This window comes from Limnothrix sp. PR1529, assembly GCF_002742025.1.
Lineage (GTDB): Bacteria > Cyanobacteriota > Cyanobacteriia > CACIAM-69d > CACIAM-69d > CACIAM-69d.
Genome location: NZ_LIRO01000036.1, coordinates 93,521 through 118,227, shown reverse-complemented (window position 1 = coordinate 118,227; position 24,707 = coordinate 93,521). Strand labels below are relative to the sequence as shown.

The window sequence follows — 24,707 nt, the reverse complement described above, 5'->3', positions numbered from 1 at the left end:
GTAGAGTCCTGCCAAGTTGTTCAGGCTGGTGGCCAGGTTGTCCGATGGTTCCTGGGTGTCGTAAATAGCGATCGCCCGTTGGAAATAGTCCTCAGCGGGGATCGCTTCCCCCGGCCCCCGGCCTGCTTTGTAGCGATCGGCATAGCGATCGCCCAACTGTCGCAGCAGATCCGCCACGGCCAGGCTGCTCGGCCCCAGTTCAGCTTCGGCAGCAGCTAAAGAAGCTTCTAGATCGGCGATTGATAGCCCCACCGGATCGGTACTGTCCGAGGGCAGCGACTCAAGGCGATCGGGGCGGATCTCCGATGAATTAGCCGTCTCCTGAGCCACCACCGCAAACAAAAACACGCCATCCCGCCAGCTCCAAAAGTCCGGGGCCTTTTTGGGCAGTTCTGGCCAGACCTGCGATGGCAACCACAAAACGATCGGGAGCGCCAACTCCCGCAAGGCTTCCCGCGTCCACTGCAAATAGCCCAGGAACTTCTCGATCGGCTCAGGGCCCGTCAGCCCCAGCGACTCCGCCCCCAACACCGTCACCACGCTGGGCAATGCCGACCCCGCCTCCGCCAGGGCCAGGCTGACGGCACGGTGCAAGCTGGGGTCTTGGGCATCCAGCCGGGCCCGCAGGGGTTGTGCCTGGCCAGCTAACTCGGCTTCGTAGCGCTCAATCCAGGCCAACCGTTGGCGATCGTGGTCGCACCGAGCCAACAAAACCTGCAATTGCCCCAGTCCCATTTCCAAGGAAGCGACGAGGCGATCGTAGGTGCGATCGTTGTCGTGGGTGATTTCTGGGCGATCGTTAGGATTCATCCGCCAATCCGCTGCTCAATTCGCAACTGGTCAATCAACAAAGGATGCACATCGTACCAACTTTCTTTGTTGCGATATTCGATTACATACAGACTATGCAAGAGATTCAAAAACTCATCGGCTTTTGGATCGTCCGGCTGATAGTTGAAATAGGTTTGCTCCAGAATCTCGCGATCGGATTTGCCGAGGGTAATCGACATTTCATTGCGGAGCGAATCCAATGCCTCTTGCAAAATAGTCTGATTGATTTGGGCTTGGCTAATGTCTGCGCCCCGCCGTTGTTGCACACGCAACTCAACCCGCATCAGGCGACAACATTCCTTGGCAATCCGAATCAGTTCCCGATTGACCCCGCCACTATAAAGCACGATTTTTTCAGCAACTCCCTCGGCAAACAGGTCTGGCACGACCCGGCGATGGAGAATCTGCAATAGCGTTTGGAACTTATCGGGCACGGGCTGCCCATCGGGCCGGTGACTATCGTTTTTGGCAAACAACTTCAGCACGGGCATCACATAGATATTGGTGCTGGTTTCGGTTTCCAGATGGCTTTTGAGGCGCGTGTCCCGAATGGTGGCGATCGGGATTGTGTAGATCACAATGAAGTTTGGCTCTAGGAGCGACTTCAAATTGCGGTAGAAAATCTCATCAATTTGCGTCAACTCTAGTTTGTCTAGATCATCAATAATCGCCAGAATGGGTTGACCGCTAGCCAGCCGAATTTCGGTAGCAATGTTATTGATCGTATCAATCAGATCACGCAGATCCTTGGAAAATTCAGTTTTGATTTCCTCCCGCATTTTGGCATCAGTCTTCAGCTTGGTTTTGAGCAAGCCAAATAGATCGAAGCCCACTTCTGCCTCGCCACTCACTGATGCTTCTTCAATGTGGGTGCGGGTTTTAAACCAGTTGCGAAAGGCGTTGATCTTGCTGGGGGAAATCGCGATTTTCTCGGCTTCTGCCTTGGCCATCAACTGCACGGCCATGGTGAACAAAATATTGATGTGATTGATTGAGTAGCTTTCAATCAAATCAGCAATTGAGAAAAAGACGGTGAAATAGCGATCGCGCATCATCTTGGCAAATTCCGCCAGCACCGTCGATTTGCCGCAGCCGCGATGGCCCGCAAAGATGAATTGATTGTCTGACTCGGTGCTGTCTTCCACGAGCTGCTCCAGTTCCGCCAAGCAGCGATCGTTGTAGCTCACCCCAAAGTTTTTCCAATCTTGGTCGGCCACCAGGGGTTGAAGCTGCAAGTTTTGGAAGGCTTTCTGGAAGGCCTCGGAACGGGCAAGGCTGGCCAAAGATGCTTCAGACATGGGAAACCACAGACGAAATAACGGGCGAGAGACCGGGCGATCTGCTCTCGGGTCAATCACCCCAGCCGATGGGGGCGATCGTCGCCATTGTGCCACAGGGGTGCTGGCCAGAATTAGCCTGCTTTATCCTCACCATGGGCTTGGGTCAATCATAGCCCGCACCGATTGCTGAGTTCCTGCGGGCGCTTGGGCAGGGGATCAGCGGCCGCCAACCGATCGCCGAAGACGGAACCATGGGACAAATCGATCGAGATTTTGCGGAAGATCGGCGCTTGTGTTAAACCGCTAGAGGGTTAATCAACCGGAAATTGGCGCTTAGGAGCTTGGGGATGGCAAAACGATCGAACGAAGGCACCGTCGCAGCCCCCGTTTCGCCAATGCCCGATCGCCCCGCTTCTGGGGTTTATGTGGTGGTGCATGGGCATTTTTATCAACCCCCGCGCGAAAATCCCTATTTGGAGGCGATCGTGCGGCAGCCCAGCGCGGCCCCTTGCCACGATTGGAATGAGCGGGTTTATCGGGAATGCTATCGACCCAATGCCTTCGCCCGAATCTTTAATGATTCGGGAGCGATCGTGGGGTTGGTGAACAATTTTGAGTGGATGAGCTTTAACGCGGGGCCAACGCTGCTGAGCTGGTTGGAGCGGTTTGACCCGGCCACCTATGCTCGAATTTTGGAGGGCGATCGCCTGAGCGCGGCTCGGCTGGGGGGCCATGGCAACGCGATCGCCCAGGTCTATAACCACATCATCATGCCCCTGGCCAATCGGCGGGATAAGCAAACCCAGGTGCGATGGGGCGTGGCGGATTTTCGATCGCGCTTTGGTCGATCGCCCGAAGGCATTTGGTTGGCGGAAACAGCCGTGGATTACGCCACCCTTGATGTGCTCATCGAAGAGGGCATTAAATTTGTGATTTTTGCCCCATCCCAGGCCCAGCGCTGCCGACCGCTGCCCACGGAAACCGATCCGGAGCCGGATTGGGTGGATGTGGGGTCGGGGCAAATTGACCCCACTCGGTCTTATCGGTGTTTTGTGCCCAAGGGAGGGGAACCGGAGCCGATCGACCCGGCAGCGCCTTCGGATCCGGCGGCCACCTTGGCCCGCGATCGCTACATTGATCTGTTTTTTTACGATGGGCCAATTTCCGGCGACATGGGTTTTGGGGATGTGCTGACCAGTGCCGCTTCCTTTGCCGATCGGTTGGGATCGGCGGTGCGGGCCGATCGCCCCAGCCAGGTCATTTCCGTGGCCACCGATGGGGAAACCTTTGGTCACCACAAGCGCGATAAGGAAAAGTGCTTGGCCTATGCCCTCAGCATGGAGTTTCCGGGGCGAGGCTGGTGTACCACCAATTTTGCCCATTACCTAAGCCTGCACCCGCCGGAGTGGGAGGTGGCCATGAAGCCGGTGACGGCCTGGAGCTGCTCCCACGGGGTCGATCGCTGGCAGGATGATTGCGGTTGTGGCGGCGGCGGCGGCTGGCATCAGCGCTGGCGGCGACCGTTGCGGGACAGTTTGAATTATTTGCGCGATCGACTGGTGGCGGTGTTTGAGCGCTATGCCACACCACTGCTGCGGGATCCTTGGCAGGCCCGCGATGAATATATTGAGTTGGTTTTGGATCGATCGCCCGATCGGATGACAGCGTTTTTGGAACGTCATCGGGCCCGCCCCCTGTCAGCCCAGGAGCGAATCGATGCCCTGCGGCTGCTGGAAATGCAGCGCCATGCCCTGTTGATGTTCACCAGTTGCGGCTGGTTTTTTGAGGAAATCTCTCGCCCGGAAGGGGTGCAGATTTTGCGCTATGCCAGCCGAGCGATCGAGCTGGCGGCCGAAGTGGCCGGCGTGAATTTGGAGCCGGACTTTGTGGCCCAACTGGCAGCGGCCCCTAGCAACGTGCCGGAATTTGGCGACGGGGCGGAGGTTTATCGACAGTTGGTTTTGGATGATCATGTCAGTTTTGAGCAGGTGGTGGCGGCCCACGCGATCGGCTCTTTGATTCCCAACCAACCACGCCAAAGCCGAGCCTATTGCTACACGATCGAACAGCAGGATTACCAACTGCAACGGCTGGGATCCCTGGCTTTGGCCGTGGGCGAGTTGGTGGTGACTTCGGATATTGCGGGCGAGTCTGCCCATTTTGTCTTTGGAGCCTTGCACTTGGGCGGTTGGGATTTTCACTGTTGTGTGCAGCCGTTCCAAGGCCGATTAGCCTACAGCAAGCTGAAGGAGCGGCTGTTTGCGGCGTTGGAGTCTGCCAGTGCGGCCCAGGTGGTCTTGGCCCTGAGTGCCACCATGGGCGGCCAGTCCCGGGGATTTGCCTTGGCGGATCTCTGTGCGGAGGATCGCGATCGACTAATGCGGGTGCTGGTACAGGAAACGACGGCAAGGCTGGATACGCTGTACGATCGCGCCTATCGCGACAACTGCGGGATCATGACCCGGTTTTATCGAGATGCGCTGCCGGTTCCCCGCGAATTACAGGTGGCGGCGGAGTTGGCCTTGGGTCAGCGGGTGTTGGCCTTGGTGCAGCGGTTGGCCGGCGAGTTGAAAACTTGGCCCTTGGCAGCGATCGAGGCCGGGCCGGGAACGCTAACGGAGTTGGAAGCAGTGGCCGCCGAAGCCCAGCGCCTCCACTGTCAATTGGATGGGTTGGAAATTGCCCCTTGGATTACGCGGGCGATCGGGCGGTTGCTGGAACGGGCATTGGGCTTGGTGGAAACGGAACTGAACGGGCATCCTGCCGCTGACCCAGAACAGTCCCTGGGCGGGTTCCGGGTGGCTGTGGATGCGATCGAGCGCCTCACCAGCCTCAGCCGATCGCTTCAACTCACCTTAGATCTGGATTTGGTGCAGGAACGGCTCTTTTTCTGGTGGCAGGGTTCCATGGCCGCCGCGCCCTTGGATGATCGGTGGTTGGGCTGTTTGGGGGATTTGGGGCAGGCCCTGGCCGTGCGGCTGCGACCGGGCCCCTACAGTAATTTGCTGATCGATCGCCCCCGATCATCTTGAGCCAATTGGCAGCAATCTGAATCGATCAGGGGCAATCCGAGGCGATCGCCCCAAGGCTAATCCCGTCGGGCCGCCGTATCTCCTAACCCGGATCGCAAAAATCTTGGAGGTATCGGAGATATCAGAGATCTACCCTGCTTTTGTGGTGGCAGTTTTCAGTATCATAAAGGGCGGTCAAAATGTCAGCCCTATGACCTACAACCCTCGGATTCAGGATCTACCCGCCACAGAACGCCCCCGGGAGCGGTTGGCAGCCTTTGGCCCCCGCAGCCTCTCGAATGCGGAACTGTTGGCCATTTTGTTGGGCACGGGCCAAGGGCCGGGCAAACTCTCGGCCGTGGGGTTGGGGCAACTGATTTTGCAAACCTTGGGGGGCGATCGCCAGGATCCGCTAGCCGTTCTGCGCGATGCATCCTTGGCGGAACTGACCCAAATTCACGGGGTGGGGGATGCCAAGGCGACGGCAATTTTGGCGGCGGTGGAGTTGGGCAAGCGGATTTTGCAAACCCGACCGCTCGATCGGGCCGTGATTGACACCCCAGCCGCCGCCGCCGCTGCCCTCAGTCAGGATTTGATGTGGCAACCGCAGGAACGGTTTGCCCTGTTGTTGTTAGATTCCAAAAATCGACTCCTAGCCACCCAAGTCCTGACGATCGGGACGGAAACCCAAACCCTGGCCCATCCTCGCGATATTTTTCGGGAGCTGATTCGGCAGGGCGCAGCCGCCTGCATTGTGGCTCACAATCACCCCTCGGGCGACCTAACCCCCAGTCCTGAGGATTTGACCCTCACGGAGCAGCTTTTGGCAGGGGCCCATTTTCTGGAACTGCCGCTGTTGGATCATTTGGTGGTGGGCTATGGGGAATTTCGCAGCCTGCGCGAGACCACCGATCTTTGGGCCGCCTATCCCGACATGGGCTAAGGGGGCTAGCTCAAGGTTGGGCGGGTGGCTCCGGCGGTTCGGGATTCTCCGGGGGATCTTCCGGCGGGTCAAAGGTGGGCCCATCCCAAGCACTCGACCAATAGACCCGGCCGCCGCCGGTCATTGGTTTGGCCGGTTGCCAGCCATTCAGCATCTCTTGCAGGGCATCCAAAGAGATCGATCGAGTCTCCCGCAGCTTGTGCCAAACCGATCGCGACAGCAGCAAGGAATGCTCAAATCGCTCGGCCCCAATGCTTTCCAGATAGGCTTCCCGCTCCGGCTGGTAGTCCGCAGAAGCCAGCAAGAGGGGCAAATCGGGATTGAGCGATCGGGTAATCCGCGCCATTTGGGCCATCAACTCGGGATAGAGCCAGGTATAGGCCGGATGCACGGTTAACTCCGCCCGGTGGGGCAGCGCTGCATATCGGTGCGATCGCACTTGGAAATAGCCGATCGCGGCCTTCCGTTGGGGTTCAAACACATAACCCATCGTGGTTTCCAGCCCATCCATCCGCTGCCGGGTGTCCGCCAGGGCCGCCAACCAATCCGCCTTGAAGTCATCCACGCGCAAATCAAAGGCCTGGCGCACATGGGGGGGCATAGCCGCCGTATCCAATTGATACAACAAGGGCGCATCGGCATTCCCCACCGGCATCAGGTTGGGCAAGTCCGGTTCTCGCTCCGCCAGGGCTGTGAGGGCGGCCGGCGGAATAGACCAATAGGTTAACTGGGCGATCGGCTGGAATCCGTTTTGGCGATAGAGCGCCAGGGCATCTTTGCCATGCACATTCACCTCCAGCATCCAGGTGCGTGCTTCCCAAATGGTTTCAAAGCAGTAGCGCAGCAGCTCGGAACCGATGCCCTGGCTGCGACATTCCGGCATCACAGCCACCTGCTTCACGCGCCAAGTGCTGCGCGATCGATTCACGGGCATCACTGCGATCGCCCCGCAAACCCGCCGATCGCGCTCGGCCACGCTGGCCCGTAACCGTCGCTGGCTGGGGGCCATCATATCCATCAGTGCCGATAAGCCATACCAAGTGCGCAGCCGCGACCAATCCACCCCTGCCGTTTCCAGGGGGCTTCCTAGCCCGTCAAAGTCCGCTGAGTCCGCCGCAAGCTGGGCGATCGCATCCAAATCGCGATATTGGGCCCCTCGCAGGACAAGATCGGCATTTTGAGGCAAAAAAGCAGGCATCGCGCAGCCGCTCCCACATGGCAGGTTGCTCCTACTGTAGCGGTTTTGATTCCCAGGTGGGGTAACCGTTGGCGAATCCCGATCGTCAATCCCAAACGCCAGTACTGTGATCGGGGCTAGGGCCTTAATTTTCGGGTGAGTAATTCAGCCCCTTCCTTAACCGCTATTCAAGCCGTTGGATTCATTATTTTCAATTTTGCACTTTCGGTTTCTGATTCAAGAATCGCTTGATTCTTTATTCGTCAACATTCCAATTTTCAGTGATTTACATCCAAATTCTCAATTGTCACAAGCTTTCAAAATCAGGAAATTCAACACCCTGATTCGTTGCTTCAAGTAGTTGCAAACCTGACAGATGGATAACTGGCCCACCCCAGGAAACCAACCGAGAACCACAGTTGTCTGATAAAGCAACTGAGAAGGAAAACCTCGGAATTCAATCGGGTTTGGGAATTTTGAAATACTCGGCTCCGTCAAGATCTGCCAGTTTTTCAACTGTCCATCCCTCCGATCTCCGGATTTCAAACCCCTTTTCAGAAGTATGCAAAGAAGCGCACAGAATGCTTCTCTCAGAATTTTTCAGGGGATTCTTGATCGGGTTCCCCCTCGCTCCTCAGGATTTAAAACCATGCTGAATCGCAATCGCTGGAAAGCCGCCGCCGCTCTGTTGATGACCTTTGGAATGAACGTCACCACCATCACCCCGATGCTGGTTGCCCCTCTGGCTGCCCCTGCTCCGGCCGTGGCCCAAACCATTTCATTCCCTGATGTACCTGCCAATCATTGGGCCAGTGATTACATCCGCGCGCTGGTTTCTCAAAATATTTTGGCGGGTTTTCCCGATGGCACTTTTCGCCCCGATGCACCGGTCACGCGGGCAGAATTTTCAGCCATGTTACGCAAGGTTTATCAACGAAGCAGCATCCGCAGCGCGATCAATTTTGTGGATGTGCCCAGCAGCCATTGGGCCTATGATGCCATTCGCCGCGCCTATGAAATGGGCTTTGTTTCTGGTTATCCCGATGGCATCTTTTTGCCGGAACAAAACATTCCGCGCGAGCAGGTTTTGGTGGCGTTGGCAAATGGTTTGAACTATCAAGCAGCGGCTCCCACGGAACAGGTTTTAGGCAATTTTGCGGATAGTGGGGCCATTTCCAATTTTGCCCGCGGCCCGATCGCGGCAGCCACTGAAAAACGGATGGTGGTGAACTATCCGAACGTCAGCTATTTGAACCCTGGGCGCAATGCCACCCGAGCGGAAGTGGCGGCTTTTCTCTACCAAGCCTTGACCAGTGAAGGGCGAGTGGCGGCTCTGAGTTCGCCTTATATTGCCAATGCTCAAACCGTGGCCACCAACTATCGGATTGCGGCGGGCACATCCCTGCCTGTGAGCTACATGAAGGAAAAAATCCTGTTGATGCCGGATGAAACCTTGCCGGTGACTTTTAATGTGCGCAACAACATCACCACCACCACGGGCCAGGTGTTGATTCCGGCGGGTAGCCAAGTGAAGGGCAATCTGCGGCCGGCCGGCGACAAGGCGACGCAGTTTGTGGCGCAGGAAATTGTGATGCCCGATGGTTCAACGCGCTCCCTGAAGGCCACGTCCAGTGTGATTACAACGACGGAAACGGTGCGCAAGGGGGCTGATTTGGGTCGGTTGCTGAAGAATACGGCGATCGGGACGGCGGCGGCGGCGGCCATCTCGGCGGTGACGGGCGATCGGGCGATCGCCACGGAAGAGTTGCTGATCGGTGCGGGTGGCGGTGCGCTCTTGAGCCTAATCGAGCGGTTCTTGGGTCGCAACAGCATCGATGTGCTGGTGGTGCAACCGGAAACGAATCTGAACCTGACCCTCACGGATGATTTTGTGGTGGCGGCTCGCTAGGCGGGAAGTCCGCAAGCCCGGCAACGGGACTGAGACCCTGATTCAGAGCGTTCTCAGTCCCGTTGAGAGCATCCCGTTGAGCGCGATCGAGCGCCATGGCCCTTAGCTCGCGGGTTGCGGTTTCGATTTTGCTTCCAAATCTTCCAGGCGCGATCGCAGGGTTTGGTTGTCTTTTTTCAGTTGATCTAACTCTTGGCGTACCTGATCCAAGGCGCGATCAGAACCCGCATTGTGCTGCACTCGCTTCACGGCTTCTTCTGCCATCCGACGCACGCGGCCATCGGGCGACTGGTTGGCCAACCCTTGCAAAATCCCGATCGCCTTGGTGGTTTCCATTTGTCCCAGGGCAGCTACCACCGCCACTTGGGTTAGGAAAAAGCTCTCGCGGGCGTAGGTTTGCAGCCCATTCAAGACCCGATCGATCGCTGGGGCTTCTTGACCGTTGGCCACTGCGCCCAGGGCCCGAATGGCCGCCAAGCGCAGGGCCTGGGGAATGCCCGGTTGGCTGGTTTCCAAAATCAGTTCCAGGGCGGCGGCGGAGGTTTTGAGGGCGCTCAGGCCACTGATGGCCCCTGATCGCACCACTTCATTCCAGCCCGATCGCTTCTTCAGGGCAGATTTGAGCAGCGTAATCGCCCGATCGGCCAAGGCCGGTTGGGCAGACGCGATCGACCCGATGGCCGCCAAGGCCGCCGACTCGGTGGAATAGCTGGCATCACCCTTTTTGGCGATCGGCTCCAGCACTGAATAAGCCGCCTCGGTTTTGAGGGAAGCAATGGCCTGAATCACCGATCGGCGCACGCGGGGATCCGAATCCTTCAACCCCGGCTTCAGGGCCGCCAACACCCCATCCAGCCCAATGGTGGCCAGGTGATCGGCCACCTCGGCACGCACCCCCCAGAAGCGATCGCGGGTCAGGGATTGGGCCAAAGCATTCAAGGCCTCCAGCGTGCCTTTTTGGGCGATCGCCTTAGCCGCAAACACCCGGGCGATCGGGTCAGGATCAAACTGCAATTGGGCTTTCAATTCCGGCAGCGGATAATCTAGCTCCACCGTTTTGAGCCAATGATTCCCCGGATCAAAACTGACGAAATCTGGTTTTTGCTCCAAGGGGAAATAGAAGGTCTGTTCCCGATCGTGAATGGCCAGCTTCACGGTTTTGAACGTGACCTTGGGGGCGGGAGCTGCCGCTTTTTTTGACTTTTTCGATTTCGGAGCGGGGCTGGCTGCTTCATCGCTGAGGGTTGCAAAGGCCACCGGAATTTTTAAATTAAACAGCGTCTCCAAATCCCCTTCCTTGGCTTGGGTTTGGATCACAGTCAATTTTGCAATGTTATTTTCCCCATCCCAGCTATAGGCAACTTTGAAATCAGGATGGCCTCCTCGAAACACATACTGATCAAACAGAAACAACAAATTGCGACCCGTTGTCTGTTCGATCGCCCGCAAGAGGTCGATCGTTTCGATGGCACCAAAGGCGTGATTTTTGACAAATGTTTGAATTGATTTCCAAAACAAATCATCGCCCAATTCCTGATGCAGCATGTGATAAACACAGCCGCCCTTTTCATAGGTATGGCAATCATAGAGTTCGATCGGCTCGCGATAAACATGGGTCACCATGGGCCGCCGATAGCGCCGCCGATCTTCCCCTAAATAGGCCCGTTGATCACCCAGGCGATAATAGGCCGCTTCCTCCGATCCATATTCATGCTCAGTCCAGAGGGTTTCGGAATAGGTAGCCATACCTTCTTTCAGCCAAGCATGAGACCAATGCTTAATGACCAGCAAATCGCCAAACCACTGGTGAGCCAGCTCATGAACCACCAAAGCTTCAGAATTGTGATTATCGATCGCCGCTCGTTCATCTAACAAACAGCGATCGGTTAACAGGGTCATGGAGGTGTTTTCCATACCCCCGAAAATGAAATCCTCCATGCAAGCTTGTCCATACTTGCTATAGGGATAGTCATAGTCAAATTTTTCGCTGAGAAAATCCATCATCGCGGGCGTTTTGCCCATGGTGCGCTGGGCTTCCGAAGCCCGATTCTGAGCGGTGTAATAGCTCACAGGTCGGCCGCGCCACTCATCCTTAATCTCTGCGAAATCTCCCACAGCCAGGGTAAACAGATAAACCGGATGAGGCTGTTTTTGATGCCAATGGTAAGTGGTGGTTTTGCCCTTAGTGGTCTGATTAATCAGCTCTCCATTTGAAAGCACCAGCAAACCACTGGGCACTTGCACTTGCATTTCGGAGGTGCAGAGTTGCCCTGGAAAATCAAAGCAGGGAAACCAAAACCGAGAATCTTCGTCCTCGCCTTGAGTCCAAACCTGCACATTTTTATTGGGATAGTCCGCCGTGGGCTGCACAAAATAAATGCCTCGTTGGGGACGATCTAATTGATAGTCAATGACTAATTTAAAGAGGTGATCGCGCTGGGTTGGTTCCGCAAGGGTAATGGCTAATTTTTCGCCGTCATACTCAAATTTCTGGGCGGTTTTGCCCACTCGCACCCCTTGAATTTGCATCGCCACCGCATCTAATTCCAGGCGATCGACTCCATCTTGTACGGGCAACAGGTCGATCGAGCAAGTTCCCGTGACCTGGCAATTGGGAATATCCAACACCAGATCAAGGGCCACATGTTGCGTGCGCACCGGGCGATCGGGGAGATAGTGGGGCTTGGCTCCGGGAAGTTGAAACGATCGCGCTTCATCTGCACTCAAACCCCAAAATGCTTCCAAAAACCGATTCCGCGACATGGTGGATTGCCCCTAACGATGATGGACTAGCGAAAAATTGCTGACAAATTGAACGATTTGAGCCAGCCTGACAAATTATTGATGGTCTTGGGCACAAAAATTATTGGCTCATCCCAGACTCGCCGTAGTTATTTTTAACATAACCATCGAGAAATGACTGCGTTTAATCCCTAGAAGTCTATAATATTTGCCCAAAACTCAAAACAAGTAGGCTATAATCTCTATAGTCTGGTGTTAAATCACAGGGGTAATCAGGTGAGATCAAGTAATTTACTAGGATCATGATTTTGCTTTTTTGATTTAGTAAAAATCAACTAATATTCAATGTCGGCTCTTAAAAATCGGCTCTTAAAAAGTTATTGATTCTTAAAAAATTTAGATTAATTTTATTTTTAATTTCAAATTGAATTTCAAATCTAAAATCTATTCAAGCCATTCTATTAGCTTACATCATTCGATGACCATATCCATCAATCATAAACAAAGATGAGCTTTGCAACCTATCTTCATCTTCAATCGTTTAACCTTTCCAAGCCACTCGACGATATTACATTCGGCAGATACTCATTGCCCTATTATCAGCAAGTTTGCCAAACCCTTGCTCAAAGCTGTTCACAATATCAGTCCTTGCCCCTTAGAAAAGCTCAGTTAGCAGACTATGCCAGTGTCCATAGTCAAGCCTATCTGAAAAAGCTAATTCTGAAAGCGCTCGATCGCCCATTGGATCAGGCCAGCCTTGCACTCCCAGCTATTGGTTCTGACTGTCAAGGACTTGAGTATGCGATTCCAGGCTATCTATATGGCTTGGGCGGTATGCTAGAGGCCATTGATCGGATGAAACAGGGCATTCTTCAGCGAGCTTATTGCTTCAGTATGGTTGGTCATCATGCCCATCGTGAATGGGGTCATGGATATTGTTTACTTAATCCTTTAGCGGCAGCAGTACGTTATGCCCAACTGAATGGTTTCGCCAAGGTCATTGTCATTGATTGGGACATTCATCATGGTGATGGCACTCAAGAAATTTTCAGCCATGATTCATCTGTTTATTGTATTAGTATTCATAGCACTGTAGATATTTACATGGCCAAGGCTTCTGGTCTTCAGTGGGGAACTACGGAACAAGCCGATCGCGTGGGTCATTGCAATATTCCAACTATTCCCAAGAATTTTCCGCGCACTGCGCTTGCAGAAGACGGTTTAGGTGGTGAATTTTATGAGGGTAAGGAAAGTATCAAGGTATTTCAAGAACGGTTAAGTCATTTACCATGGAAACCTGATTTGATCACTATTTTCTCAGGATATGACTCTCATCGAGAAGACTGTGGAGAAGATACAACCAACTGGACTAATGAAGACTTTGTGCAATTGACTGAGATCACCTTACAAGTTGCCCACCATTTTAATTGTCCGGTGCTATCTTGTCATGGTGGAGGATATCGATTACCGACTACAGTATCGGCAGCTAGTGATCATATAAGCACTCTAGCCAAGTATTTGATTTAGTGGTGAACAACGACTTTAAACAGATTGAAATATAGCCTTTATGACAGATTCTAAAATTGCTGCTTCTATCAATAATCTCTTTCAAAATCTCCCGATCGAGTTACCCGAAGAGATCTTTGAAACGATTTTGCAAACTCCCGAGATCAAAATTGAGCGAATTTTATCAAAGGGACATCGATCGGAACCTGAGTTTTGGTACGACCAGGCGCAATCCGAATGGGTTTTGGTGCTTCAAGGTCGTGCCCATTTGGAACTACCGGAAGGCAGGGTTGAGCTAAAGCCTGGCGACTATTTCAATATTCCTGCTCACCAAAAACATCGGGTTGCTTGGACAGACCCGGATGTGGAAACCATTTGGCTGGCAATTTTTTATTGAAATTTGCGCTCTGATGAGAGGGGATGAATTATCGTTTTTGAGGCTTGATTAGCCCCGAAATGTTGCTTTCAAGATTGATTTCAAAAACGACTTTTAACCTTGGGTTCTTTTAATCTTGGGTTCTTTTAACTTTGGGCCACAACAACTCGATCGCGTCCGGCCCATTTCGCTTGATAGAGAGCGGCATCGGCCGCTTGCAAAAGGGTGGCTACGGTAACCGCATGTTGCGGAAAGCTGGCCACCCCAAAGGAGGCAGTAATTGCCCCCAGGGTTTGCCCGCCGTGACGCAAGGACAAATACTTCAGCTCTTGGCACATCACCTCCGCCCGTTGCACCGTTTCTTCGAGGGTGGCTCCGGGCAAAATCAGTGTCATTTCCTCGCCACCATAGCGACAGGCGATATCGGAGCCTCGGATGCGACTTTGCAGAAATTGCGCCACTTCCTGCAACACCAAGTCTCCGGCATCGTGGCCAAAGGTGTCGTTGAATTGTTTGAAATGGTCAATGTCCAAAATGATTGCCCCGATCGGGGAGCGATCGCGCCGGGCCCGACAAACCGCTTGCTCCAGGGCTTCCTCTAAATAGCGTCGGTTATAGAGACCGGTGAGCGGGTCGCGGATGCTTTGTTGTTGCAGGGTTTCCCGCAATCGCAGGTTGGAAATGGCCAGGGCCACCTGCTCCGCCACGGTGCGGGCGAGCTGCTGTTTTGGAGCCGAAAGGGAATCGTGCTGCGGGGTGCAAAGATACAGCAGTCCTAGGGTTTCACTTTGGGCCATCATTGGCAAGCAAAGGGATTCCGCTTGGGATCCCAGGGGGTGGGCATGGCGACAGAGCAACCCCGTGTGTTTGTGCTCGGCCCAATGGATGCGGCCACGACGCAGGGCCCAGCAATCATCGGGATAGAACAGGGTTTCCCCGATCGGGTCAGGGCCCCAAGTGGCCACCGCCTCCAGGGCCACGCGAGTCGATTCCAGGGTAAACAGGGCCCCGGAACAGCCGGGAAACAGAGCTTGCACCAGGTCGGCCACGGCGGTGTAGGCTTCCTCCACGGTCACGCAAACCTGCAGGAAATCAATCATTTCACTCAGCAGCGCCATTTCGCGGTTGCGAAACTTCAGCTCCTCAATGCGTCGCTCCAGTTGTTGATTGGTTTCCTGAAGCACCTGTTCGGCCTGCTTGGTTTGGGTCACATCCCGAAAAGTCAGGGTCAGGCCGTCGCCTAATTTCACCGCCGTGAGTTGCAACCAAGCATCGCGGCCGTCAACTTGGGTGATTCGGAGCGATCGACTGAAGGCTTGGCCAGTTTCCACCACCCGCACATAGGCTTCAAAGAGGCCGTCTTGGCGCACAAGGGGCACTTGATCAAGCAGTTGTCGATTCAGCAGTTGATTGCGCGATCGCCCCAGCACCATTTCGGCCGAAGCGTTCACCGCCGTCCACAAAAAATCCACAATCTGCCCGGCCCCGTTGCGGATCGTGCGCAGGGCAGCAATTCCATCGATCGAACTGTCGAGAATATCCGCCAGTTCCTGTTGGGTGCGGGCCAATTCGCTAATGTCCGTCAGGACTCCCCAAAGGATATCTTCCCCGTTGACCGCGCTGTGGCGCACCGCCCGCACCAGGCCATGAACAATGTTTTGATTGCGGTGCTCAAACCGCTGAATCAGTTGAATGCAGTTGGCCTGGTTCACCTGCACCGCCTGCCGCAGATTGTTCAGGGTCGATCGATCTTCCTCAATGAGCCGCTGTTCCCAAGTGGCCCACTCATCGGCCAACTCCGAGGGGCCATAGCCCAACAGGGCCTTCCACCGAGGGGACAACACCAGGCGATCGGTCGTTAGGTTCCATTCCCAAACCCCATCGTTCACCACTTGGGCAACCCCATCGCCCACTTGTCCCAGGAAATGGGTCAAACCGGCGGACCAGTAGCCATGCACCGGCTGCGAACAAATTAGCGGGGAATAGTCTGAGTCTGGGGCTGGTTCTGACAACTGACCAGCCAGACCGCCCCGTTCCACCACCGCTTCCAGCAAAGCCGTACGAGAAATGACCCCCGCAAAAACTCCCTGCTCCTCTAGCAACACTAACCAGGCGCATTTTTGAGCCTGAAACGTGTCCCAAGCGGTTTGCAAATTGGTCTGAGCGGGCAAGGTCACGGGCGGTCTGGCCAGGCTCATGAGGGCAGAGGTGGCCAATTCCCGCTGGGTCGCCACGGCCCAGGCCAGCTCGCTCACCGTCAGCACCCCGATCGGCTTCTCGCCCTGGGCCGTCGGCAACACCAGCACAATTAATTGTGATTCAGCAATCTGCGATGGGTGAATTCCCTGAAGATGCTGCACCATGTCTGCGATAGTTTTGTCCGCTGAAATCACCAGCGCTTGCGTTGCCGCAAGGTAGCCAGCTTCGCCCAGGGACAGGGAACGGACAGCGGGAATAATTTGGTGAGAATCAAGCACAGGATAGGAAAAAGCAAACGCCTGAATCAGTGAAATCGTTTGAATCGTTTTTGGCAGCCGTGATGCAGTGTTTGGGCCGATGGGGCCGGCTGACCATGAGCAACGTCCCCAGCAATCGCTAAGGGGTAAGCGGGCGGCTTGGGGCTAATTGATCACGACTAATATCCAAATTAATATCCAAAATCAGTACTCAAACAGTGCTAGGGCTGTTTATCGCCGCACAGAGCCGCGCGATCACCTGATCCTAACCCATTCATCCCAAGACCCTGATGGATTGCCTGATGCATTTCCCGATGTACTAGATCTCCAGATCTCCGACTAGATGCACGAACTGAGATGCTCGTTATTGAATCCCCATGGAATCGCCGAATTGAATCACCGACTGGATTACCAGATGGACTGCTGGATCAATTGTTGGATGAATCGAGCGGTGGACAGCTTGCAGCAACCACCAAGCCGAGTGGCCAGTCACCACACGGCGGGACTAACCAGCAATCAACAGCTCCGCATTTATTATGAGTGGGTTGGCCCGGTCTTCACCAAGGGTTGTTGATGATCAGCCCTGTTGTTGAGGAATTGGGGGCGGCAACCCAAGAAAGTTCGCCTCAAAATCCGTATGGATTGATACAAATCACCGCAAGCTCTCTACCAATTGCTAGGATTGCCCTAATGATGGCGGTCGGTAATGTGATCAGCGAGGCGGCGTGATGACTGATAATGCGGCCTTTTGGGAGGGCATCGAGCAGGCAAAACAAGGCGACCAAGCAGCGGCGATCGCTTGCTTTGACCAAGCCATTGCGGCGGATCCCCATTGGTCTGAAGCCTATTACCGGCGGGGTTTGGCCTATTTTGATATGGGCCGGTTGCAACAGGCTGCCTTTGACTATTCACGGGCGATCGAACTGGCCAATGATTATCAACCGGCTCTCTATGGCCGAGCCTTGGTTCGTGTGGTTTTGGATCACTTTGATGGAGCGTTGGATGATTTAGCCAGCCTGCTTCAGCTCAATCCCCAAAATCCAGCGGCCCACCAACTGAAGGCAACGGCCCTGCGCAAGCGAGGAGATCTGGCCGCCGCGATCGTCAGCCTGCGCAAGGCGACGGAGCTTTATCTCGATCGCCGCGATCCCGTGGGGGCCCGGCAATGTTTGGATTTACTGAAGCAGCTACAACCCAACGCCAGTCCGCCCGTGCTGACGGAACCGTTGCCCCCGTTTAATGCGCCGCCCACGTTGGCCAGTTTGCAGGCCACCGCCACGGGCACATCCAGTACAGGTGCGTCCAGCACGGGCACATCCAATACAGGTACACCCAATTCGGGCGCACCCGTGGGAGCAATGATGCGCCCAGAAGCCTTTTATGCCCAGGCTCTGAACCGAGCGGAGTCGGGAGATGTGCAGGGGGCGATCGCGGAGTTAGATTGGGCCCTGAAGTTGGATCCACAGGATCCAAAGGCGCTGGCCTGTCGGGCAGCGGTGCGCATTAAGCAAGGCAACTGGCAAGGGGCGATCGCGGATTGCAACCGGGCGATTCAAGGGGGTGGGGCTGATGCCACGCTTTACCGTTACCGGGCCAGGGCCAGGCTGGAAATGGGCGATCGGGCGGGGGCGTTGACGGATTTAGATCAAGCCTTAGCCCAAGATGACCAAAACCCGCTGCTGTGGTTGGCGCGGGGCGATGCCCAACAGGCACTGGGAAACTACAGCGCCGCGATCGGGGACTATAACCAAGCATTGGAGTTGGGGGGCGATCGGCCCGCCATTTTGCTGTTGCGGGCCCAAGCGGCCGTTCGCCAAGAAAACCTGAAGCAGGCGATCGAGGACTACCAAACCGCCGCCAGCTTGTTTTGCGATCGCAACGACTGGGAACGCTATCGCGCCACCTTGGAACAACTCAAGATGTTGCAACAGCCGGTGAACCTGTCTCCGGGGTCGCCCCAAAAATCCCAAAATCCCCTTTGGCAGCGGCTGTTGGGGCGGGTTGGCGGCCAGGAAGCGATCGCACAAACCTTGCTCGATCGGGCCCGAGACCATTACCCCAACATGGATGAGGATTGGTATTTGGAAAAGGTGCTCTATGACCTGGAACGGGATGACCTCCCGGAGGATTAGGGCCCGTCGTCAAATCGCCTGAAACCCTGATTCCACCGTTGGCAGATCGTGAGGAACAAGGGGCTTAAGCCCCTTGCTACGACGATTGGGGCAATGAAAACAGGCCCCAAAGACCCATGATTTCGACTCGCGAAAAGTCTGGGAACTGGCTTTGGGAACTGGCAACGAAAGGGTTGATCAGCTTTCGCCAGCCACAGGGGTTGCGATCGGGGAGAACATAATCGATTCCAGTTGAATCAGCGCCTTGTCTAGGTCGTCGTTCACCACCTGCTGATCAAATTCATCGGCGGCGGCCACTTCCTCGCGGGCTCGGGCCAAACGCCGCTCGATCGCTGCTTCGGCATCTTGGCCACGCGATCGCAACCGTCGTTCCAACTCATCCAACGACGGCGGCAACACAAACACCCGAAACGCCTCGGGAAACGTGGTTTTGACCTGACGCGCTCCCTCTAACTCAATTTCCAACAACACCTGCTCGCCCCGCGCCAGACGCTCCACAATCGGTTGGCGCGGGGTTCCATAACAATTACCGGCAAACTCAGCCCACTCCAGCAGGTCACCCGCTTCAGCCATGGCCATGAACCGATCGCGCGACACAAAGAAATAATCCTGCCCGTCCACTTCGCCGTCACGGGGCGATCGCGTGGTGGCAGAAACGGATAAATACAAATCGGGATGGCGTTCGCGTAACAGCTTCACCAATGTGCCCTTACCCACGCCGCTGGGGCCTGTTAATACCGTTAGCGTTCCGTTCGCCATTTGAGTTGCGCGCCGATCTTCAAATGCATTAATACTGGTCTCAAGCAAGGGAAAACAATGCTGATTTAAAGCTGACCTAAAGCCAGCTTAAAGCCAACCTAAAGCCGACTGAAGCCAACTGAAGCTGATCTAAAAAATCGAAACCTCGTGAATTAAAAACCGATCAATCAAGAACTTGTCAACCGAAAGCCTGTCAAGTGATGGAGCCAGGTCGCTCCTAGTCCATCAGCCTAGATCCCAATCATCCTGTCAGTTTTAGCGATTTTGAGCGTGGCTTTAGCCCCTTAGGCACTAGGCCCATGGTTGCATTTTCCACGATCGCTCGATCACATTCTTGGGGCTATCTGGCTTGCCACAAGGTGTAGTTAGCCAATGTCATTAGCCTAATAAATTAGCCGGTGGTTACTGAACCACAATCTTGCCGGCCATGCCAGCGCCACGGTGAGGTGCGCAGTAGTAGCTGTAGGTGCCAGCAGGCAGGTCGCTCGGCAGGGTGAAGCCAGCTTCGCCTTTGCCCAACAGTTGGCCCAGTTTCTTCACTTCAGCCGCGTCAAACTTCGAGGCATCTTCCAACACCACGTTGTGGGGCAAACCAGCGGGGTTCGACCAAACGATCGTGTCGCCAGCCTTGGCGGTCACGGTTTCAGGGGAGAACTTCAGCAGGTTGGTCATTTGCACGCTGTGGGTTTCGGCCAGGGCGCTGGGAGCCACGGCGAACAACACACCAGCAAACAGAACGACGGCAGCCACCAGCAGGCTAGCGCGACGGGCGATCGATTTCATCCAAGCTTTCATTGGTCAAAAACTCATGAAAGGGGTTTTACAGGTTGAATTCTATCGCTCTCCCGTAGCAACGGTGCTGGTTTTGACCAATTTCCTTTGACCGATTCGAGTTGACCGATTAGGTCAGATCGATTGGGTTTGATCGATTGGGTCAGATCGATTGGATTAGATCAGCTTGATCGAGCTTATTGCTCCAAGGAACCGTGACCACAGCCGATCGCCTGGGTAATGGATGACCAGCCACGCTCCGCCAGCTTGGCCGCCAAACCCTCAGCAATGCGGCGGGGCAGTCCCGGCCCCTCGTAGACAAAGCCGGTGTAGACCTGAACCAAGCTGGCCCCGGCGGCAATTTTGTCCCAGGCATCCTCGGCGCTGAAAATACCACCCACGCCAATAATGGGCAGTTGGCCAGCGGTTTGGCGATAGATATGGTGAATGACTTCCGTGGCCCGATCGCGCAGGGGTTGGCCACTAATGCCCCCGGCTTCGGCGGTGATTGGATTGCCCGTTTGCTTCAGGGTTTTGGTTTGCAGTTGGTCGCGGCGGATGGTGGTGTTGGTGGCAATCACCCCCGCTAGACCAAAGCGCTGGGCAAGGCCCACTACGTCATCGATCGCGCTCCATTCCAAATCCGGCGCAATTTTCACCAACAGGGGCTTCTGGCCTTGGTTGTCTTGCTGAAGGCGGTCCAAAATTTCCCCGAGTCGATCGGCATCTTGGAGCGATCGCAGGCCGGGTGTGTTGGGCGAAGACACATTCACCACGAAATAATCGCCCCAATTCTTCAGCAGCCGGAAGCTGCCCAAATAGTCGGCGGCGGCTCCTTCCAATTCAGTGATTTTGGACTTGCCCAGGTTGACCCCGATCGGGATGTTGGGATTTTCCCAGGGGGAAGGGCGAAGGGCGGCCAGCCGTTCAGCCAGCGCCGCAGCCCCTTGGTTGTTGAATCCCATTCGGTTCAGGACGGCGCGATCGGGCAGCAGGCGAAAGAGCCGAGGTTGCGGGTTGCCCGGCTGGGAATGGAGCGTCACCGTGCCCAACTCCGCAAACCCAAACCCCAGTTGCTCCCAAGCCCCGGCGGCTACCCCATCTTTGTCAAAACCAGCCGCCAGGCCCACGGGGTTCTCAAACTTCAAGCCCCAGAGGGTTTGACTCAGTTCCGGTGTTTGGGCAGTGAACCAATGGCGCAGGTTGGCGAGCATCGATCGCCCCGTGGCCGATCGCCGCAACTGAGCCAACCCTTGCAATAACTCCATGGCCTGGTCGTGGGCCCGTTCGGGGCTAGGAGCCAGGGGCGAAAACACCAACGGACGAAGGACGCGATACCAATCCATAAAACGGCAACAAGAGACGGCAACAAGAGGCTGATGCGGGCTTGAGTTCGCCAACAGCAGAGCAGACCCACCCCGATCGCGCAAGTCGCCAATCAAGTCGCCAAGGACGCAATCGGCGGTTTTAGGGGGCTTTGAACCGACGGCGGCTTGAAAACTGCTTAGGACGTAAGCGATCGAGACAATTCCACTTGATTCACAGCACGGTTTAGGTGGCGCAAAAACTCTTCTTTGCCTTCAAAGCGATCGAGCCGAAAAATTGGTTTTCCATCCTGAAACAAAATCACCGTCGGCAGGGTGGTGAGGCGATAGGAATTGGCTAATCTCAGATTGCTGTCCGCATTGACATTAACCAACTTGATCGACTCACCCCAGTCCGATCGCAGCTTATTCAGGAGGGGATCAATCAAACGACACAATCCACACCAAGGGGCCCAAAAGTTCACCAACACCAAACCGGGCGTTTGTAGCACTTCCCGATCGAAGCTGGAGTCATCCATGGTATCTAGCATTATGAACCGGCAAAGAAATATTAAAAAACGCTGGACGAGAAATAAACGAAAATAATCAAAAATCGCCGGGAATTTGGCACATTTCAGGAAGGCTAGTCACGCAAACCAATCTAGAAATGTCCTCTGTCCCCGGCGATCGATACCTACCAGTTTACGCTAGCCGTTAGCCGAATGAGCGCCGGATGGGCCCACCAAAATCCCAACACAAAGGCCGTGACCCCCACATAGGCCGGACGCAAAAATTCCGCAAGCTGAAGGGTTTGGCGGCCGTCAAAAATTGCCCGAAAAGGAATGATTGATGTGCGTTCCTTGACTTTTAAGAATGCATCGCCATAGCGGCCATACAAGCGCCGATCCCCGTGCCAAATTGCAAACAGGTGATGGGCAATCAAACCGGCACAGGTCACCATCATGAAACTGGTTCCCAACCAAAGGGCATGGCCCACGCACCAAATAATTTGCCCGATCGCCTGGGGATGGCGAGTGATCCGAATAATTCCCGTTTCGTACAGGTGAACTTGGGGCTTGGCGACGGCGGCCACTTCCAACAGGTTAAAGGTGGCCGGATAAAGGAACAGAAATGAAATGGCCGACAAGATCCAAACCACCGGCTGCACCCAGGCTTCCCCTTGCAGTTGCCAAAGTTGGATCCCGTCGTAGCGATGGTTGAAAAAGTAGGTAATCAACAATCCCGCGGCCGGCAAACTGACCAAGGCGAACAACACCCGGTAGGCCCGCGCGCCGATCAGGGCTTCGCCTTTGATCCGCAGGGCTGCTAGGCCGCTGTGCAAAACCGCAAACCCCACCAACAAACCCAGCATGATCCAATGGCTGGCGGGAAACCAGGCGGGAGTGAGCCAAGGGGCCAAACCCAGGAGGGAACTCATTGCCCCGATCGAGCCGATCGATCCAGTAAATCCGAGGGAGAAAATGGAAATCATGATGCAATCAATCACGCAATCGGCAGTGAGGGCAGAGGGAGGATCGTTGATCCAGTCGGGCAAAACCCGAAATAATCGAAAATGACCAAAGGTGACTGGAAATCGCCACAGGTGACCCGAGAGCGCCAGAAATCGCCCCGAAAATTGCTGGAAATCACCAGAGGCAACCCAAGATAGCTGGAAACAACCCCAGAGAGAGTTGGAGATCCCCAAAGGTGGCTGGAAGACGGCAGCAACCGGCCTCAGCGCTCCAGGATAGGAATTTACCGGTTTTTGGTCGGTGCGCCGCAGGGATTGGTGCTGTGTTTAATCCTGGGTCTATCAGGGAACCGAAATTTTCTCATAAATGTTTTTAATCAAATGGTGGGGGTCTGCTTCAGAATAATGAAGAACGGGCGATCGTGCGGCTAGGTCGAGATGAGATCCTAGGTTGATGATTATTTGTCACCGTTCGATCGCCTAAGGTTCACTGTCTACGGTTCAGTCGCCCCGTAACCTCTCGATTCACGCCCCCTTTCTCCAGAATGGTGGGCCTGTGAATTTGGCCCGGGCCCTGATGGTTGGCGTTGGGGACTCTTCCCAGTGCAACCTTCCGCCAAAAGGCTGTTTCGCCCTGTGTTGTTTCGCCTCATGTTGTTTCGCCTCGTGTTGTTGCGCCCTGTGCTGTTTCGCCCTGTGCCGTCTCACCCGATCGCGCCGCAACATCTTGCAGCAACGGCTTTCTTCGCCAACTCCCGATCGATTTCCATCCCATTCCACTCGATGGCTTTCTCCAGGCTGTAGTACTGTCTATGTCCGATTTGCCATTCACGCTTGACCAACTCCGCATCCTCAAGGCGATCGCCGCTGAAGGGAGCTTTAAGCGGGCCGCCGACAGCCTCTATGTTTCGCAACCTGCGGTGAGCTTGCAGGTACAAAACCTAGAGCGCCAATTGGATGTGCCCCTGTTCGATCGCGGCGGTCGCCGGGCCCAACTAACCGAAGCAGGCCACATGCTGCTGAGTTACGGCGAAAAGATTCTGACCCTTTGCCAGGAAACCTGCCGGGCAATCAAAGATTTGCAAAACCTCCAAGGCGGAACCCTGATCGTGGGGGCCAGCCAAACCACCGGGACTTATTTGCTGCCTCGGATGATTGGCATGTTCCACGACAAATATCCCGAGGTGGGGGTGCAGTTGCATGTGCATTCCACCCGCCGTACCTCTTGGAGCGTGTCGAATGGCCAAATCGACCTGGCCATCATTGGCGGCGAAGTGCCGGCCGAGCTGCAAGAGTCCTTGGAAGTGTTGGCCTATGCCCGCGATGAGCTGGCGCTGATTTTGCCACCTCAGCACCCCTTGGCCCAGCTTGATCCCATCGATCGGGAACATCTCTATGGGTTGTCTTTCATTGCCCTTGACTCCCAATCCACCATCCGCAAAGTGATTGATACGGTTTTGAGTCAGTCGGGAATTGACACCCGCCGCCTCAAGGTGGATATGGAATTGAACTCGATCGAAGCCATTAAAAACGCAGTTCAAGCAGGTCTCGGCGCGGCCTTTGTCTCCGTAGCGGCGATCGAAAAAGAACTGCAATTAGGCCACCTTCACCGCAGCCAAATCGAAAACTTCCGGGTTGAACGAATCCTCAAGGTGATTACCAACCCCAACCGCTATCGCTCCAAGGCCGCAGAAGCCTTCACTCGCGACATTTTGCCCCATTTTGCTTCAGCCGATTTATATCCACCGCCCCCGAGCGTCCCTAGCTCTCCGGAACCGGAAATGCTGATTAGTTTGGATTAGTCAATTTGGCATTAATCCCTCTCAAGCTAATTAATCTTGGGTTAATTAATCTTGGATTAATCAATCTCGAACTAATCAATTTCAAACTAATCAATCTTGGATTAACCGATTTTTAGAAAACAAGTGATCAAAAAACAATAGGCAACCAAATCGGAAACCAATTTTAAAATTTTGATCAGAAACCGGTTGATCAGAAAGTTGATCAGAAACCTGAACCATCGACCTTCTGGGGAATAA

Annotated in this window: 17 protein-coding genes and 1 pseudogene; 8 read left to right on the top strand and 10 right to left on the bottom strand. The window is 54.9% G+C overall.

What is annotated here, in order from left to right:
• Together AMR42_RS21065 and AMR42_RS06130 are read right to left on the bottom strand one after the other, a co-directional pair.
• Nucleotides 1-810, bottom strand: a pseudogene (locus tag AMR42_RS21065) (tetratricopeptide repeat protein); the annotation flags it as partial.
• Nucleotides 807-2,129, bottom strand: coding sequence for a P-loop NTPase fold protein (locus tag AMR42_RS06130; protein ID WP_099532572.1), 1,323 nt, complete (start codon nt 2,127-2,129; stop codon nt 807-809). The pseudogene AMR42_RS21065 and the gene AMR42_RS06130, both read right to left, overlap by 4 nt.
• A gap of 377 nt (nt 2,130-2,506) precedes the next feature.
• Here AMR42_RS06130 and AMR42_RS06125 point away from each other — a divergent pair, with 377 nt between their 5' ends.
• Together AMR42_RS06125 and radC are read left to right on the top strand one after the other, a co-directional pair.
• A complete protein-coding gene (locus AMR42_RS06125) occupies nt 2,507-5,143 on the top strand; it encodes a DUF3536 domain-containing protein (protein WP_368670724.1) in 2,637 nt (878 codons plus the stop codon).
• 190 nt (nt 5,144-5,333) lie between these two features.
• Entirely contained in the window at nt 5,334-6,065 is a 732-nt protein-coding gene (radC, locus tag AMR42_RS06120) for a DNA repair protein RadC (protein ID WP_099532570.1), read from the top strand.
• A 10-nt stretch (nt 6,066-6,075) separates the two neighbouring features.
• Here the strand turns inward: radC and AMR42_RS06115 are convergent, their stop codons facing one another.
• Complete coding sequence (locus tag AMR42_RS06115; protein ID WP_099532569.1) at nt 6,076-7,263, bottom strand: GNAT family N-acetyltransferase; 1,188 nt, start codon at nt 7,261-7,263, stop codon at nt 6,076-6,078.
• A 628-nt stretch (nt 7,264-7,891) separates the two neighbouring features.
• On the opposite strand from AMR42_RS06115, the gene AMR42_RS06105 reads away from it, so the two are divergent.
• Nucleotides 7,892-9,151 (top strand): S-layer homology domain-containing protein, encoded by a 1,260-nt coding sequence (locus tag AMR42_RS06105; protein WP_099532567.1) that lies wholly within the window; start codon nt 7,892-7,894, stop codon nt 9,149-9,151.
• A 102-nt stretch (nt 9,152-9,253) separates the two neighbouring features.
• Here AMR42_RS06105 and AMR42_RS06100 read toward each other — a convergent pair whose 3' ends face one another.
• Nucleotides 9,254-11,914, bottom strand: coding sequence for a M1 family metallopeptidase (locus AMR42_RS06100; protein ID WP_099532566.1), 2,661 nt, complete (start codon nt 11,912-11,914; stop codon nt 9,254-9,256).
• A 486-nt stretch (nt 11,915-12,400) separates the two neighbouring features.
• Here AMR42_RS06100 and AMR42_RS06095 point away from each other — a divergent pair, with 486 nt between their 5' ends.
• Both AMR42_RS06095 and AMR42_RS06090 read left to right on the top strand, forming a co-directional pair.
• Entirely contained in the window at nt 12,401-13,420 is a 1,020-nt protein-coding gene (locus tag AMR42_RS06095) for a histone deacetylase (RefSeq protein WP_099532565.1), read from the top strand.
• A 40-nt stretch (nt 13,421-13,460) separates the two neighbouring features.
• Complete coding sequence (locus AMR42_RS06090) at nt 13,461-13,796, top strand: cupin domain-containing protein (RefSeq protein WP_099532564.1); 336 nt, start codon at nt 13,461-13,463, stop codon at nt 13,794-13,796.
• Between the two features lie 125 nt (nt 13,797-13,921).
• Here AMR42_RS06090 and AMR42_RS06085 read toward each other — a convergent pair whose 3' ends face one another.
• Nucleotides 13,922-16,252 (bottom strand): diguanylate cyclase, encoded by a 2,331-nt coding sequence (locus tag AMR42_RS06085; RefSeq protein WP_099532563.1) that lies wholly within the window; start codon nt 16,250-16,252, stop codon nt 13,922-13,924.
• Between the two features lie 707 nt (nt 16,253-16,959).
• On the opposite strand from AMR42_RS06085, the gene AMR42_RS06075 reads away from it, so the two are divergent.
• Nucleotides 16,960-18,363, top strand: a complete 1,404-nt coding sequence (locus tag AMR42_RS06075) for a tetratricopeptide repeat protein (RefSeq protein ID WP_099532561.1) — start codon at nt 16,960-16,962, stop codon at nt 18,361-18,363.
• Nucleotides 18,364-18,540: 177 nt separating this feature from the next.
• On the opposite strand, the gene gmk is transcribed toward AMR42_RS06075, so the two are convergent.
• The 5 genes from gmk to AMR42_RS06050 form a co-directional block, all read right to left on the bottom strand.
• Nucleotides 18,541-19,122: a guanylate kinase gene (gene gmk / locus AMR42_RS06070; RefSeq protein ID WP_099532560.1), complete on the bottom strand. Its 582-nt coding sequence runs from the start codon at nt 19,120-19,122 to the stop codon at nt 18,541-18,543.
• Between the two features lie 402 nt (nt 19,123-19,524).
• Nucleotides 19,525-19,917, bottom strand: coding sequence for a plastocyanin/azurin family copper-binding protein (locus AMR42_RS06065; protein WP_199309177.1), 393 nt, complete (start codon nt 19,915-19,917; stop codon nt 19,525-19,527).
• Between the two features lie 173 nt (nt 19,918-20,090).
• Nucleotides 20,091-21,239 carry a quinone-dependent dihydroorotate dehydrogenase gene (locus AMR42_RS06060; protein ID WP_099532559.1) on the bottom strand — a complete coding sequence of 383 codons (1,149 nt, stop codon included), beginning with the start codon at nt 21,237-21,239 and terminating at the stop codon, nt 20,091-20,093.
• 158 nt (nt 21,240-21,397) lie between these two features.
• Complete coding sequence (locus tag AMR42_RS06055) at nt 21,398-21,736, bottom strand: co-chaperone YbbN (RefSeq protein ID WP_234406677.1); 339 nt, start codon at nt 21,734-21,736, stop codon at nt 21,398-21,400.
• A 155-nt stretch (nt 21,737-21,891) separates the two neighbouring features.
• Nucleotides 21,892-22,635 (bottom strand): NnrU family protein, encoded by a 744-nt coding sequence (locus tag AMR42_RS06050; RefSeq protein WP_099532584.1) that lies wholly within the window; start codon nt 22,633-22,635, stop codon nt 21,892-21,894.
• A gap of 684 nt (nt 22,636-23,319) precedes the next feature.
• Here AMR42_RS06050 and AMR42_RS20270 point away from each other — a divergent pair.
• Both AMR42_RS20270 and AMR42_RS06040 read left to right on the top strand, forming a co-directional pair.
• A complete protein-coding gene (locus AMR42_RS20270; protein WP_158234379.1) occupies nt 23,320-23,472 on the top strand; it encodes a hypothetical protein in 153 nt (50 codons plus the stop codon).
• 8 nt (nt 23,473-23,480) lie between these two features.
• Complete coding sequence (locus tag AMR42_RS06040) at nt 23,481-24,470, top strand: LysR family transcriptional regulator (RefSeq protein WP_099532556.1); 990 nt, start codon at nt 23,481-23,483, stop codon at nt 24,468-24,470.
• The last annotated feature ends 237 nt before the right edge of the window (nt 24,471-24,707 follow it).

Coding starts and splice junctions, on each gene's coding strand:
- AMR42_RS06130 (WP_099532572.1), bottom strand. CDS start 2,129: ATGTCTGAAGCATCTTTGGCCAGCCTTGCCCGTTCCGAGGCCTTCCAG.
- AMR42_RS06125 (WP_368670724.1), top strand. CDS start 2,507: ATGCCCGATCGCCCCGCTTCTGGGGTTTATGTGGTGGTGCATGGGCAT.
- radC (WP_099532570.1), top strand. CDS start 5,334: ATGACCTACAACCCTCGGATTCAGGATCTACCCGCCACAGAACGCCCC.
- AMR42_RS06115 (WP_099532569.1), bottom strand. CDS start 7,263: ATGCCTGCTTTTTTGCCTCAAAATGCCGATCTTGTCCTGCGAGGGGCC.
- AMR42_RS06105 (WP_099532567.1), top strand. CDS start 7,892: ATGCTGAATCGCAATCGCTGGAAAGCCGCCGCCGCTCTGTTGATGACC.
- AMR42_RS06100 (WP_099532566.1), bottom strand. CDS start 11,914: ATGTCGCGGAATCGGTTTTTGGAAGCATTTTGGGGTTTGAGTGCAGAT.
- AMR42_RS06095 (WP_099532565.1), top strand. CDS start 12,401: ATGAGCTTTGCAACCTATCTTCATCTTCAATCGTTTAACCTTTCCAAG.
- AMR42_RS06090 (WP_099532564.1), top strand. CDS start 13,461: ATGACAGATTCTAAAATTGCTGCTTCTATCAATAATCTCTTTCAAAAT.
- AMR42_RS06075 (WP_099532561.1), top strand. CDS start 16,960: ATGACTGATAATGCGGCCTTTTGGGAGGGCATCGAGCAGGCAAAACAA.
- gmk (WP_099532560.1), bottom strand. CDS start 19,122: ATGGCGAACGGAACGCTAACGGTATTAACAGGCCCCAGCGGCGTGGGT.
- AMR42_RS06065 (WP_199309177.1), bottom strand. CDS start 19,917: ATGAAAGCTTGGATGAAATCGATCGCCCGTCGCGCTAGCCTGCTGGTG.
- AMR42_RS06060 (WP_099532559.1), bottom strand. CDS start 21,239: ATGGATTGGTATCGCGTCCTTCGTCCGTTGGTGTTTTCGCCCCTGGCT.
- AMR42_RS06055 (WP_234406677.1), bottom strand. CDS start 21,736: ATGGATGACTCCAGCTTCGATCGGGAAGTGCTACAAACGCCCGGTTTG.
- AMR42_RS06050 (WP_099532584.1), bottom strand. CDS start 22,635: ATGAGTTCCCTCCTGGGTTTGGCCCCTTGGCTCACTCCCGCCTGGTTT.
- AMR42_RS20270 (WP_158234379.1), top strand. CDS start 23,320: ATGTTGTTTCGCCTCGTGTTGTTGCGCCCTGTGCTGTTTCGCCCTGTG.
- AMR42_RS06040 (WP_099532556.1), top strand. CDS start 23,481: ATGTCCGATTTGCCATTCACGCTTGACCAACTCCGCATCCTCAAGGCG.